At 36.2% G+C, this 13,494-nt stretch carries 16 protein-coding genes, 1 tRNA gene, 1 pseudogene and 1 riboswitch; of the genes and pseudogenes, 10 read left to right on the plus strand and 8 right to left on the minus strand.

Annotated elements, in window-relative coordinates; genetic code table 11:
- The 3 genes and pseudogenes from QI30_RS20905 to QI30_RS05640 form a co-directional block, all read right to left on the minus strand.
- Positions 1–272: pseudogene (locus QI30_RS20905) on the minus strand (sensor histidine kinase); the annotation flags it as partial.
- Between the two features lie 79 nt (positions 273–351).
- On the minus strand, positions 352–537 hold the full coding sequence (locus QI30_RS05635; protein WP_126989957.1) for a hypothetical protein: 186 nt from the start codon (positions 535–537) through the stop codon (positions 352–354).
- Positions 538–622: 85 nt separating this feature from the next.
- A complete protein-coding gene (locus tag QI30_RS05640; protein WP_126989958.1) occupies positions 623–1,378 on the minus strand; it encodes a hypothetical protein in 756 nt (251 codons plus the stop codon).
- Between the two features lie 616 nt (positions 1,379–1,994).
- On the opposite strand from QI30_RS05640, the gene QI30_RS05645 reads away from it, so the two are divergent.
- The 5 genes from QI30_RS05645 to QI30_RS05665 all read left to right on the plus strand — a co-directional run bounded on the left by QI30_RS05645 (position 1,995) and on the right by QI30_RS05665 (position 5,458).
- Positions 1,995–2,240 carry a hypothetical protein gene (locus tag QI30_RS05645; RefSeq protein WP_126989959.1) on the plus strand — a complete coding sequence of 82 codons (246 nt, stop codon included), beginning with the start codon at positions 1,995–1,997 and terminating at the stop codon, positions 2,238–2,240.
- Positions 2,241–2,375: 135 nt separating this feature from the next.
- Positions 2,376–2,945, plus strand: a complete 570-nt coding sequence (locus QI30_RS05650) for a TetR/AcrR family transcriptional regulator (RefSeq protein WP_126989960.1) — start codon at positions 2,376–2,378, stop codon at positions 2,943–2,945.
- A gap of 96 nt (positions 2,946–3,041) precedes the next feature.
- The gene (locus QI30_RS05655) at positions 3,042–4,163 is read left to right on the plus strand and encodes an ABC transporter permease (RefSeq protein WP_126989961.1); all 1,122 of its coding nucleotides are present in this window, start codon (positions 3,042–3,044) and stop codon (positions 4,161–4,163) included.
- Positions 4,164–4,841, plus strand: a complete 678-nt coding sequence (locus tag QI30_RS05660) for an ABC transporter ATP-binding protein (protein WP_126989962.1) — start codon at positions 4,164–4,166, stop codon at positions 4,839–4,841.
- A 305-nt stretch (positions 4,842–5,146) separates the two neighbouring features.
- On the plus strand, positions 5,147–5,458 hold the full coding sequence (locus tag QI30_RS05665; RefSeq protein WP_425475030.1) for an excalibur calcium-binding domain-containing protein: 312 nt from the start codon (positions 5,147–5,149) through the stop codon (positions 5,456–5,458).
- Between the two features lie 85 nt (positions 5,459–5,543).
- Here QI30_RS05665 and QI30_RS05670 read toward each other — a convergent pair.
- From QI30_RS05670 to QI30_RS05690, 5 genes are all read right to left on the minus strand, one after another.
- A tRNA-Thr gene (locus QI30_RS05670) sits at positions 5,544–5,614 on the minus strand.
- Positions 5,615–5,773: 159 nt separating this feature from the next.
- Positions 5,774–6,964, minus strand: a complete 1,191-nt coding sequence (locus tag QI30_RS05675) for a CbiX/SirB N-terminal domain-containing protein (RefSeq protein WP_126989964.1) — start codon at positions 6,962–6,964, stop codon at positions 5,774–5,776.
- Between the two features lie 135 nt (positions 6,965–7,099).
- Positions 7,100–7,272, minus strand: a riboswitch (cobalamin riboswitch).
- A gap of 56 nt (positions 7,273–7,328) precedes the next feature.
- A complete protein-coding gene (locus tag QI30_RS05680; protein WP_126989965.1) occupies positions 7,329–7,808 on the minus strand; it encodes a hypothetical protein in 480 nt (159 codons plus the stop codon).
- An 85-nt stretch (positions 7,809–7,893) separates the two neighbouring features.
- On the minus strand, positions 7,894–8,358 hold the full coding sequence (locus QI30_RS05685) for a hypothetical protein (RefSeq protein WP_126989966.1): 465 nt from the start codon (positions 8,356–8,358) through the stop codon (positions 7,894–7,896).
- 10 nt (positions 8,359–8,368) lie between these two features.
- Complete coding sequence (locus QI30_RS05690) at positions 8,369–8,773, minus strand: hypothetical protein (protein ID WP_233600532.1); 405 nt, start codon at positions 8,771–8,773, stop codon at positions 8,369–8,371.
- A 149-nt stretch (positions 8,774–8,922) separates the two neighbouring features.
- On the opposite strand from QI30_RS05690, the gene QI30_RS05695 reads away from it, so the two are divergent.
- From QI30_RS05695 to QI30_RS05715, 5 genes are all read left to right on the plus strand, one after another.
- Complete coding sequence (locus QI30_RS05695) at positions 8,923–9,939, plus strand: aldose epimerase family protein (RefSeq protein WP_126989968.1); 1,017 nt, start codon at positions 8,923–8,925, stop codon at positions 9,937–9,939.
- Positions 9,940–9,950: 11 nt separating this feature from the next.
- Positions 9,951–10,835 (plus strand): LysR family transcriptional regulator, encoded by an 885-nt coding sequence (locus QI30_RS05700; protein WP_126989969.1) that lies wholly within the window; start codon positions 9,951–9,953, stop codon positions 10,833–10,835.
- Between the two features lie 152 nt (positions 10,836–10,987).
- Complete coding sequence (locus QI30_RS05705) at positions 10,988–11,362, plus strand: CidA/LrgA family protein (RefSeq protein ID WP_126989970.1); 375 nt, start codon at positions 10,988–10,990, stop codon at positions 11,360–11,362.
- Positions 11,359–12,051 carry an LrgB family protein gene (locus QI30_RS05710; RefSeq protein WP_126989971.1) on the plus strand — a complete coding sequence of 231 codons (693 nt, stop codon included), beginning with the start codon at positions 11,359–11,361 and terminating at the stop codon, positions 12,049–12,051. The genes QI30_RS05705 and QI30_RS05710 overlap by 4 nt, the downstream gene beginning before the upstream one ends.
- Positions 12,052–12,182: 131 nt before the next feature.
- Positions 12,183–13,247, plus strand: a complete 1,065-nt coding sequence (locus QI30_RS05715; protein WP_126989972.1) for a branched-chain amino acid aminotransferase — start codon at positions 12,183–12,185, stop codon at positions 13,245–13,247.
- Positions 13,248–13,494 lie beyond the last annotated feature (247 nt).

The following is a 13,494-nucleotide window of genomic DNA, read 5'->3' on the forward strand; positions in this document are numbered from 1 at the left end:
AAAAAGGAAAAAWAAAAAAAACCAAAAAATACCGCCATTACAGCATTAATGATCATCATAAAGGACAGCCACATATACACGAGACCATTCGTTAATACCGATGCAAAATATGTACAAATTAAAAACGTAAATAAGATGGCAATCGTAATGCTTAACGTAGACGCCTCTGAATTATGAAAAATCCAGGCAAATGGAATGAAACATCCTACAAACCAAATACTAAAGCTTAAAAAAGGGCGATTTGAAATGATTTCAAAAGCCTTTGCTTGCATATAATCGCTCCTTTCAACTTTTTCTATTATAGCCGAAATCACATAAAAAAAGCACCCTTCATGGATGCTTTTCATACTGCTAGCCTTCTGAAATTGAAACAATATGTGCTGTAAAAATGACGCTATGTTTGCCGCCATCTTCCTGTCGGATAGAAGCTACCTCAAATGTACCTTCTGCATTTAAAAATTTCTCGTCGAACTCTGAAAAAGGCAATGCATAGGTGATTTCTTTACCACTTGATAATTGAAGAATCGTATTTGACATATTCACACCTGCTTTCAATAAATTTCACAGACGGTCTAACATAATCTTATATGATTGTTCTATACCCTAATACACGCTATAAACATTAATGATTTAAACGAATTTCATAATCATGGCTACTACCATAATGTGATTCTTCATATTTGTACGTATACATACCACCCATCAGTGAATCCTTTGGAATGCGTACATACCCGATTTGTTCTAATTTCGTTATCATTTTTTTCGCACGCGCCTTTGAATGGTATACATACATATCATTGTATCCACCCTCATATTCATAATCTTGACCAGCTTTTATTTTCTTATGATATGCGCGATATTTTGACACAATTGGTTTAATCGTTACATTAATATCATACATATAATACGTCTTATTATTAAATGAAATTTTCAATAAATCTTCACCATTTAATGTCGTATCATAGCCTGTTGGTTTTGTATGGCTGACGAATTTATAGTTTCGTTTTTTATTATCCAATTGTACATATGTTGTTTTTTTACGATTAGTATAGGCACCTGATCTATCGGAATAAGCATAGTAATACCAAGTAGGTTTTGTATTAGTTTTAGATTTTAAAATATAGCCCGTTATTGAACCAACCTTCACTTTATAATACTTCGATGATGCTTTTGTTGTAGTAGTGACTTTTTGATTTTGCTTCAGTAATTTAAGCTTTTTCGTTTTTTTATTCGCAGATTTATAAATATACGCACCTGATTCTGTATAGTACGTTTTCTTTGTTGCTGCCTCTACGTTTAACGGTTTTGAAGTTGCTGTGAAAACTGTCGTAGCGCCCATCAGAATAGCTAGAGAGACACTTATAATCTTTTTATTCATATGTAAATCCTCCTTTTTTATTTATTATAAAAGCACAATGTATACATGAATATGCATCTTTATACCAACATGTTAATTCCATAAAAACACATCTCTCATTACAAATAACATCAATATATTTTATTCATTCAAAAAAATCATTTTAATATTATTAATAAACACAACATCAATATTTCGGCTCAAACAAATTCCCTTTATCCTTATATTTATACATACCTAAAATTATATCTAAACACATAAAATAATTTTTACATTAAATTAACATACTTTTAAATAAAATAATTGAATAAAGTAGAAAAAAATGTTTTTTTAGAGAAAATAATTGAATATTTTAAATAACCGTCATATAATGAAAGAAAAATCCGAAAGGAATGATAGTATGCATTTTTCATCTCTGTTTTTTAAAGAACATTTATTTGAAAGTAGCATTTTCGTCGCTTTACTTATTATTCTTTTCAAATTTATGGGCTTCTACTAAATGGACATAATAAACGGAAGAATGGTTTTCAATTCTTCCGTTTATTTACGAAAAAAACAATTAGATGTAAATAATTTCTCTAAAAAGAAGGAATTTACTTCAATAGAAACGAATTAAGTAGCAGGAGGTGGAGAGAATATGCAAAAGCAGCAAGAATATAATGTCTATTTATTTTTGAAAGATTTTGAAACGGCTGGTGAAGATACAGCAAATTGGTCAGGCGTGAAAGATCAACATGCATTACATACCGCCATTCATGATGCAAAGGCACATGGTTTAGCAAGTGGTATTTCTAGCACCCTTGAACAAGGAAATACGACAATTCAGTTCAACAATCCTCAAATAACAACCTTAGGCGAAAAATTTTTACGTGCACATGAATAAACATCGTAACATCTACACAGTCAGAGAATTTGCAACGTATCGCAAATTCTCTGTTTTTTCGTTTAAAAAGCGTACAACGTCACTCGCTTTTTCAAGCTGACAATGATAGCATGAAACGTAATTGGAGGTTTCATGATGGGACGAGATAAAAAATTTTCTACACACGATTTATGGCAAGCTACACATGAGCTGATTGTTGAAACAGGCTACCAGGGATTTACGATGAGTCTGCTCGCAGCAAAGCTTCATGTATCTCGCGCAGCCATTTACAAACATTACCCAAATAAAGAAGAACTACTTATTGACTTTATGGTTGAAAAAATGCGCTATAGTGTCACGCTATTAAGTGAAATAGATTTTACACAAAGCTTTGAGCATCAATTACGCGACTTATTAGAAAGAATGTTTCAACTTAAAGATTTGCATCAAATTTTAGGAATGGCTTCGACGATAGAAGATGTTTCACCAGTTATCACCGAAAAAAAACAGGTTTTATCAGCGATGCACCATGAACTGTATACCCCCCTTAATCAATTAATCACTAAAGGCAAAGAACAAGGTTTTATCGACCCTGCTCGTAATAATTTTTTATTACTAGGCTTTATCTTTCAAACGATTGACATACCAAACCATGCTGGACTGCCATTAGATACATTTATCGCAGAAATCCAGGCTCTTATTTTACATGGCATATCAAATAAGTAACACATTTGTCACTTTTATTAGTTACACACGTGTTACTTTGGTGTATACTTTAGTTGGCCTTTTAAGAGGTCAACTTTTTTTATGGAGGGAAAAATTTTGTTTTTAGCATTTAAAGAACTGAAGCACGCCAAGCTCCGTTATGCGATGATGACAGCAATTATTGTCTTAATTGCTTGGCTCGTATTCATTTTATCTGGACTTGGAAACGGATTATCAACACTAAGTGCCGCGACATTAAAAAACATTAACGCTGAGTACGTTGTGTATGAAGAAACAGCGGGCGCGACATTTGCAAAATCAATTTTATCAGAAGATATAATGGAGGATTTAAAGAAACAAAAAGATATTGAGGACGTAGCGGCATTTGGCGCTTCTACAATTTCTGTCGGCAAAACGACATCTAAGGATGCCGATGATAAAGAAGATGTGGCATTAATCGGCTTAGAACCGGATGCCTTTGTTATGCCAACTGTTATTGAAGGAGAAAAATTATCACTTTCAAATAAAAAAGGCGTTGTCATTAACGATACGCTGAAAAAAGCCGGCTATAAAATCGGTGACAAGCTACATGTATCCAATTCAAATTTAAAAGTTGAAGTCATTGGTTTTGTAAAAGGCGAAACATTTAATCATTTACCGGCCATGTTTGCAGTACCAGAAACATGGCGTAGCTATCAATATGCTGCGCCTGGCTCTGATAATGGTCTGAAAAAACCCGTACAAGCCTTTTTCTTAAAAGCACCTAATCTAGAGCCTGAAAAACTTGATAAATCAATTGATGATATCGAAACGGTGACGAAAAGCAAAGCTGTTAACGGCATGCCTGGTTATACAGCAGAAAATGGTACGATTATGATGATGTTAGCATTTTGTATTGTTATTTCAGCATTTATTATCGCGGTCTTCTTCTACGTTATTACAATGCAAAAAACACAACAATTCGGTGTCATGAAGGCAATTGGTGCAAGCAATGGCTTTATTGCACGCGCTATCGTCGCTCAAGTGGCGATTCTTTCAGTTGTCGGTATTTTAATTGGTATTTTATTAACATACGCTACTGCGCTCGTCTTCCCAGAAGGTATGCCATTTAATTTAGACCCTGTATTAGTCACTACATATGCAATTGTCTTATTAATTATTGCATTACTTAGCTCGATTATTTCAGTTCGTCAAATTGTCAAGATTGATCCATTAACAGCATTAGGGAGAGTGGAATAAATGGCCCTATTATCACTACAAAACATTTCAAAAAGTTATACAGAAGGTTCTACTACCGTTCAAGCATTAAAACAAGCTTCACTTGAAGTAGCTGCTGGCGAATTAGTAGCCATCATCGGCCCATCCGGTTCTGGTAAAAGTACATTGCTTTCTATTGCAGGTGCTCTATTACAACCAACAGAAGGTACTGTTACAATTAACGGGCAAGACCTAGGCAATTTATCACCAAAAAAATTAGCTAGCTTCCGTTTACATGAACTTGGCTTTATTTTACAAACATCAAATTTAATTCCGTATTTAAACGTGCTTGACCAATTATTACTTGTCAAAAAAATGGACAGCCGTGTAACAAAAGCGGACAAAGCACATGCTAAACAATTGTTAACAGAGCTAGGCCTTAGCGACAAATTCAAAAAAATGCCGAATGAATTATCTGGTGGCGAACGTCAACGTGTTGCCATTGCTCGTGCATTTATGAATAACTCAACCGTCATCCTAGCAGATGAACCAACAGCAAGCCTTGATTCAAAACGCGCATTCGAAGTCGTACAACTACTAGCAAAAGAAGCAAAAGAACGTCAAAAAGCGGCTATTATGGTGACTCATGATGAACGTATGCTACCACTTTGCGACCATGTTTATCGTATGGAAGACGGCGTGCTAACAAAAGAAGCTTAATTTATTATTTTTAAAAAGGATGACGTCTATGTCATTCTTTTTTTATATTCTTAAGCATATATATATGCCTGAAAATTTTATTTTTGAATTACTTAATCTGCTTAAAGACGCGCTAGAATTCGAAAAAAATAAGAATAACTGAATAGACCATCTTTATTACCCGTATCTCTTATTGTAAATTTTCTTTAAAATATCATTTTTTAACTCATTAAACAATGAATTTCAATCATTTACAATAAATTATTGATTTTATCTCATTAAACATTAAAATTTATATAGACTATTTAAGTATTTAGGAGGAATTAATTTTGAAAAAATTAACTCAATTAGCTTTATCAACTACTCTATTAACGGCCACTTTTTTTGGTACAACATTCGTTGCCAATGACCAACAAGCAGAAGCTTCAAGCGTTTATAAAAACTGCAAATCATTTAATGCAAAATATACACATGGTGTGCGTAAATCTGCCAAAACAAAAAATAAAATCATTAAAAGTTCTGGCAAAGTTGTTTATGAAACAAGCAAAGCCAAAGTATCAGCTTCTCTTTATAAAAAGGCCATTCAGAATAACAAACAATTAGACCGAGATAAAGATGGTATCGCTTGCGAAAAATAAGCCACATACAAAAAGCCGGTAAACACAAACTTGTGTTTACCGGCTTTTTCTAAATTTTATGATGCTTTGTAATTGAACAAAGATATGCCTTCTGGGAGAATCGAACTCTCATCTACGGATTACGAGACCGTTGTTCTACCATTAAACTAAGTAGGCAAATAGGTAAATTAGTGATGTAACTTACAACTATTATTATACTCTTTTTTGTACTTTATACAATATTCCTGTCAGAAAAACACGCTTCTTGTTTATTTAACTTTTTTCTACTTTAACGCTTTTACTGCTGTTCTATTAAGAAAATTACTTTGTGCACCCTTAATGATGATGAACATACTCATTTTCTTTCACGTATTCACGGAAATTCGCTAAATCTTGCATGCCTGTTGACGTGCCATCGATTGCTTGCTGCAAGCGCTCTAATAATACCGTTTGTAAATTTGGATGATACCCAAAATAAGAGGCTAACTCAATTGAAACGCTTGGATTTGTATCAGAAAATTGCTGCGCCATTAAGGCCATTCGTTCCATTAAGATGCCTGTAAATAAGAAATATGGTAACATAATGACTTGTTTTGCACCTTGCTCTAGACAGATTTGCATGCCTTGCTCCACAGTTGGTGTTGTTACACCCATAAAAGCACATTCTACAGTTGAAACAGTCAGCTGTGCTTGTAAAATCGATGCGATGTTATAGAAATCCATTTTAGCATCTTCGTCACTGCTACCACGACCGATCAATAAAATTGCCGTATCTTTATGAGGAATCGACACATCAAATTGAATTTCTTCTAAACGAGCCTTTAAAATATCAATAATTGCTTGGTGAATACCGATTGTTTGGCCATACGTAAAACGAATTTCTGGGAACTGTGCCTTTGCCTCTTCAATTTCTGCTGGGATATGTAATTTAGAATGCCCGGCATGTAATAAAATAATTGGAATCACATGGATTTCAACCGCTCCCTGTTCAATACACGCTTGAATACCGTCCTCAATATTAGGATTCGCAAATTCTAAAAAGCATGTCTCTACTAATAAATTGGCATCAATCGCTGGCTTCATTTGACGAATAAATGAACGCACTTCTTCATTCCCCGCTTCTAGTCTGCTACCATGCCCAACAAATAATACCGCTGTCTTTTTTGTGGCGCGCTTTTTACGATATTTTTCAATGCCTTTAATATGCCCTTCTTGACGCACGCGTTCGCCATTTACCATTTCATAAATAATCGCCTCACGCGCTACATTACCTTGCACAATACTACGCGCCGTTTGCTCCTGCTGCACAGAATACCAAGTACCTTTTGGATAATCAATTACGACACATTTATCTTTACAACGTCCATTACAGCGTGTCCGTGACGTATGAATAACCTCATCTAATTTTAGTGTACGAATTTCATCACGAATTTGTTGCGTGACATCTTCTGCGCCAGCTCCCATACAAGTAGCTCCGTTACAAATCATTAAATGACGCTCCATTTTCGTTAAATTCCACGTTGTCATGCTAACTCCCCCTCATGTTGTTGATTCCCACACAGAGGATAGAAAGCATAAAAAAAAGACACTTTCCCCTATAAAAAGTGCACTAAAAAAACGCAAATAACCTTTGCTTATTCCGCACCTATCCTCGTAGGGTGAATCATCGAAGATTAAATGGTAGGTCTCCTGGCTTCTCTTCAACGTACTTTACACCTTCCCGTTTACACAGTGGTTTTTGTAAAGCACTCCAAGTTACAGTTGCGGGACAGCATCGGTTTTTCACCGATTTCCCTATTAAGCTAAGAATTAGCGCCATTCATCATATTGAATTGCTTTCATTTTAGCATTAAATTTTGAAAAATCAAATAGCTCTATAAAAAAAGAGAGGCTATTCGCCTCCCTCCTGCTGTGCTAATTCAATAGTATGTCGCTTGAAAAAACCGATGCCAAATGCGATAGCTTGCAGGCTAAAGAAAATCATTTCATTGACGAACCAGCCATTTGTATAGCTATTCCATATAGGAAAATTAAAAATAAGCGAACCCTTATCAGCGATACCACCACCAAAGGCAGTCAAATCCGCCTGTACTTGTGTGTATTCTAGATATGTACTAAGTGCCAAAATAACGCATAACACGACGATATAGCTTACAATTTGTTGTCCCTTCGCTTGCACAAAATAACGGGCGCCAATGACAAAGCTAATGAATAAACTAATCAGTAAAAATGGAATAACAAAGACAAGCGGAATAAATGCTGGATTTATATTTTTTAATGACTCATCCGGCGCTAATGTAAAATAATAGCGCACAACAAAGACACCAAATAATGAGATTGCTAATGAAATATACCACGCTAATTTACTCAAAAAATCACCCTCCATTGTTCATTATAAAAGAACTAGCTGAAAAAAAATAGCGCAAGCACGGCTTTCCTCCGCACTTGCGCTATCATTACATTGTTAATTGCTGCAATGTTTGTAATTGCACAGTTAATCGTATAAAAAATTCATTTTGCTCGATGGCTTCATTGCGCTCCTTTAGTAGCTTTAAGTAGCTACATAATGCATACGTAAATGCATCGATAAACGCTAACTTCGGCAGCATCGTACGCTTTAACGTTTTTAATGTATCCGGATCAAAATTACGAAACTCCAGGACGCGCCCTAAAAAAATCACATCATAGGATTTTGATGTACTATACGTATGAAAGGTTTGTGGGTCATCTGTATGCAAAGCATTTATTAAAGACTTTGCAATATCCTCTATTAGAATACCATGATTAACATTTGACTCAATCGATAGTTTTCGATTGCCTTCTAGTAGGACATCAAATTGACCACCTCGCCAAAAAAACTGATTAAACTCACCCTTTTCAATAAGTTCATCATCGTGAAACACCGTCCAGATAATACGCATTGTATCCCTCCTATGCTTCATATACGAGCAATGAAGCCGTGAATAATGTTAAAAAGATTAGCTCTACAAACAGCGTAATAAAATCCCATTTCGTTGTACGTAGTTTTCCCATTGGCATCCATAGCACGTACAGACGCCCGATTATAAGCAATGCACATAATGCTAGCATCCAACTGTAGGGATATAGCAAATAGGCATAAAAATAAATACCAAATTTCAAACAAAATTCAACCACAATACGGAGAAAGTGATGTTGTCGTAAAGAGGTGTAAAGTATCCCAAGGAGGGGCTGTTTCACCTGCTCCCCATATAATACCGCCTTGTACCGTTTATACTGAAGCAATCCATCAATGCTTACAATGATGAGCATGATACAATACAAAAATACAAAAAATACCGGTTGTGTCATTGTCATGTAAATCATTCCCATCTATCATTGATTGCATTTATTATACCGAATTTCGCCAAATTTACTATAGCTTCAAATAATGTTCGATTTTTCGTTTTCTTGAAGTCTTGTAGTATACTGAAAAAAAGGAATGAATTTGTAGAGGAGCTGTTAAAATGAACTACGTTGTCAATGCCGTTACACAAGATATTCATACCATTACACTCAATGCAAAGGACGGCGCTAATATTGTGCTTACAAACGCTGGAGCTGCTATCGTTGCGCTATGGGTGCCTGATAAAGAGCGCCAATTAGGTAATGTCGTGCTTGGTTATGAAAACATTGAGCAGTATTTAAATAATGATATGGCACTCGGCGCTACAATCGGTCGTCATGCAGGGCGTATTGAGCAAGCACAGATTTGTATAAATGGGGCACAAATTCAGCTACCGGCAAATGAAGGCCCTCACCTACTCCATGGTAATTTCAGCTCACTGCTATGGAATTACGAAATTATTGAGCGCGCTGATGATATTTCTGTTGTCTTTACGTTACACTCAGATGCTGGCTCTGATGGCTTCCCTGGAAATGTCGACGTCAATGTGACGATGACATTTAACGAAGCGCATGAACTTCGTATTGACTATGACGCATTAAGCGATGCAAAAACGGTCTTAAATTTAACGAATCATAGCTATTTCAATTTAAGTGGTCATCCTTCTCAACCAATTGGTGACCACTTATTAGAAGTAAAAAGCGATTATTATTTGGAACTCGCCGAAGATTCGATTCCAAGCTATGCAAAGGCCACACGTAATTCTTCCTTCGACTTTAGCGAGCCACAACTGCTCGCTCACCTTTTCGATAAAGATGACGTGCAGCTTACACGTGCAGGTGGCTTAGACCATCCCTTTCATTTATTACCGCAGCAGCCACAAATCCGCTTGGTTGAGCCACATGTTGGACGCGTTTTAACTGTTGAAACAAGCTATCCATTTGCGGTTATTTATAGTGGTAATAATATTGATGAAACGGCGATTCTCACAGAGCATTTACAAGCTAAAAAACAAAGTGCGATTTGCTTTGAAACACAGCTCGCTCCCTATTCTCATTTCAAAAAACGCTTTGACGCTGAGCTTGCAGCCAATCAACGCTATCACTACACAACAATTTTCCGCTTCACTACGCTTTAGGAGGCTTATTTATGGATGTTCGTCAACTCACCTATTTTACCGAAGTCGCAAAACAACAAAGTTTTACAAAAGCAGCACATAAACTGCATGTTACACAACCGACGATTTCAAAAATGGTTCGTCAGCTCGAATCTGAACTCGGCACAACATTACTCGATCGTTCGAGTAAACATGTTCAATTAACCGATGCAGGAGATGTTGTATTTGAGCGCGCTATTCAAATTATTCAAATGGTGGATGAAGTCCATTTAGCATTAGAAGATATGGAGCATTTAAAAACGGGTCATTTAACATTAGGCATGCCGCCGCTTATCGGTATTTTATTTTTTCCTCAAATCATGAAGGGCTTCCAACAACTCTTCCCAGATATTTCATTTCAATTAGATGAAATCGGCGCTAACATCGTCAAAGAACGTGTCTTATCTGGTGATTTAGATGGTGGTTTTGTGATGCTACCTGCTCACGATGAAGACTATGATTGTATTCCTTTTGTAAAAAAAGATGTGTACGTCATTGTTCATAATGACCATCCATTAGCAACAAAATCTACTATTTCAATGCGTGATTTAGAAAATGAGCCCCTGCTGCTATTTTCAGAAGACTTTACCTTGCATGACCGTATCATTCAAGAATGTGAAGATTTTGGCTTTGAACCAACGATTGCTTTTGAAAGCTCACAGTGGGAATTTATTAGCCAAATGATTGAACATAATTTAGGTATCGCCTTATTCCCTGAACCATTTGCGCATAAAACCAATCCCAATGTGGTGAAAATGATTCCATTAGAGAAGCCAATTTTATGGGAAATTGCTTTCATTTTAAAAAAAGATCGCTACCGTTCACAGGCAATGCGTGCATTTCTTGACTACGTGAAAAAGAATTCCAATTTGGAATAATGATAATAATAATTATGTATTTTACGAATGTAGCTTTTTGTTATACACTGAATAACGAATTAACAAAGCGCTAGCATATTATTTAAAAAAAGCGCGTTTAGACGCGCCTTTTTTTATTTAAACTAGCGCATTATATAAAGGTCGTGATTTTGTTGAAAGTCCTTCAAAAAGCACTTCAGATTATCGTTCAAATTATTTTCATTTGGGGATTTTTGCTTATTGGCACATGGCTTAGCGCAGCTCTCCATATCCAGATTCCAGGTAGTATTATTGGTCTCTTATTATTATTTATTTGTTTAAAAGCACATATTATTAAACTGGCCTGGGTGGATGCTGGTGCAAGTTTTTTAACTGGCGAATTATTATTATTTTTCGTCCCTGCCGCAGTTGGTGTTATTCAATATGATGAAATTTTTGGTATCATCGGCATTAAACTAATTGTCGTCATTGTATTAGGGACTGTTGTGGTCATGGCAAGTACCGGTGTCGTTGCAGAACGTTTTGCGAAAGGAGATGTCGCCAAATGATGATTGCAGCTAGTTTAGTCGGTACAATTTTAATTTTTTACGCAAGTAAATGGGTCTATGCCCACTACCAAAAAATATGGCTCTCTCCTCTTCTAATTTGTCCGCTTATTTTAGTAGTCGTTTTGTTAGCAACGCATACTTCCTATGCACAATACAATAGCGGAGCGGATTTATTATCTAAGCTACTAGGTCCTGCTACCGTCGCATTCGCTGTTCCAATGTATAAAAACTATGACTTATTAAAGAAAAATGCACTCGCTATTTTCGCAAGTCTACTCATTGGCTGTGCTGTTGCGATTATATCTTCACTTGTTTTTGCATTATTAGCAGGTTTAAACAATGAAATGGTCAACAGCCTCGTGCCTCGCTCGATTACAACACCTATCGCGATGGATATTTCCAATCTTATCGGTGGTGAGCCAACAATGACCGCTGTCTTTGTTATTGTAACTGGCTTAACAGGAAGCATTGTCGGACCACTCGTCATTCGAATCTTCCGCTTCCGACGTGCCGCATCAAAGGGCTTACTTCTTGGCATGGGAGCCCATGGTTGTGGTACATCTAAGGCATTTGAATTTGGTGAATTAGAAGGAACCTTTTCATCTCTTGCGATGATTGTGGCTGCACTCGTTAGTATCGTGCTTTCCGAAACCTTTTTCCCGTATTTATCAAAAATTTTATTATCATAATAAAAAGAAGCAGTCGTTTATTTGAAGCTACTGCTTCTTTTTTATTTGTTATAGACGATTATTATGAACTTTCTAAAAATTTAAAATAATGTTACGATAGGGACATATTTAATTGAAGGGAGTTTTTTCACATGTCAGTACCTGTAACACTTACAACTTCACCAAAGCAAAAACCCGCAGCAGATAGTCTTGGTTTCGGTAAATTTTTTACAGACCATATGTTTGTGCTTGATTACTCATCAGCAAAGGGGTGGCATGATGGTCGCATTATTCCATATGAACCCATTTCATTAGATCCTGCAAGTAAAGTCTTCCATTACGGTCAAGCCATTTTTGAAGGGCTAAAAGCATACATAACAGTAGATGGCGAGGCGCTCTTATTCCGTCCAGATCGTAACTTTGCTCGTTTAAACCACTCAGCTGAGCGTCTATGCATCCCTGCAATCGATGAACAACAAGCGCTAGAAGCTCTAAAGCAATTAGTCGAAGTAGACCGCGCGTGGATTCCAGCTGAAGCCGGTACCTCTCTTTATATCCGCCCATTTATCATCGCAACTGAAGCCGATTTAGGTGTAGATGAATCAACTGAATACAAATTTATCATTATTATGTCACCATCAGGCTCTTATTACGCAGAAGGTATTAATCCTGTTAAAATCATGGTAGAGAAAAAATATGTCCGTGCGGTTGTTGGCGGTACAGGAGAAGCAAAAACAAGCGGCAACTACGCTTCAAGCTTAATTTCATCAAAAGAAGCACATGAACAAGGCTATTCTCAAACACTTTGGCTAGACGGTAAAGAAAATAAATACGTTGAAGAAGTTGGTAGTATGAATATCTTTTTCAAAATCAATGGCACAGTTGTGACACCCGAATTAACAGGCAGTATTTTACCTGGAATTACGCGTGACTCAATGATTCAAGTATTAAAACATAAAAATATTCCAATTGAAGAACGCCACATTGCGATTGATGAAGTTATTGATGCGCATACAAATGGCACATTAGAAGAAGTTTTCGGCACAGGTACAGCTGCTGTTATTTCGCCTGTTGGTCGCTTATTATGGGAAGGTGAAGAGTTAGTTATCAATAATGAAGAAATTGGTGACGTCTCACAATTACTGTACGATACATTAACAGGGATTCAATCTGGTAAAATCAATGATGACTTCAACTGGACAATTCGTTTAACATAATTTGCATACACAAAAGAGGCTGGGACAAAACCCTAGCTAAAGAAAGGACTTCGGCAAATGAAGATGCCGAAGTCCTTTTTATCTGTAATTTTTTTGTTTTTGTATAGAATAAAAAGAGCCCCTTTTGATAAAATTAAGTTACCACACCAAACCAACCAAAAGGAGACTCTTTATGTATAAAAATTATAACATGAATCAACTCATATTACCGCTAGATTTAGAAGTGAAATTACAAAAAAATGATATT

The organism is Candidatus Kurthia intestinigallinarum (genome assembly GCF_003991225.1).
Taxonomy (GTDB): Bacteria; Bacillota; Bacilli; order Bacillales_A; family Planococcaceae; genus Kurthia; species Kurthia populi.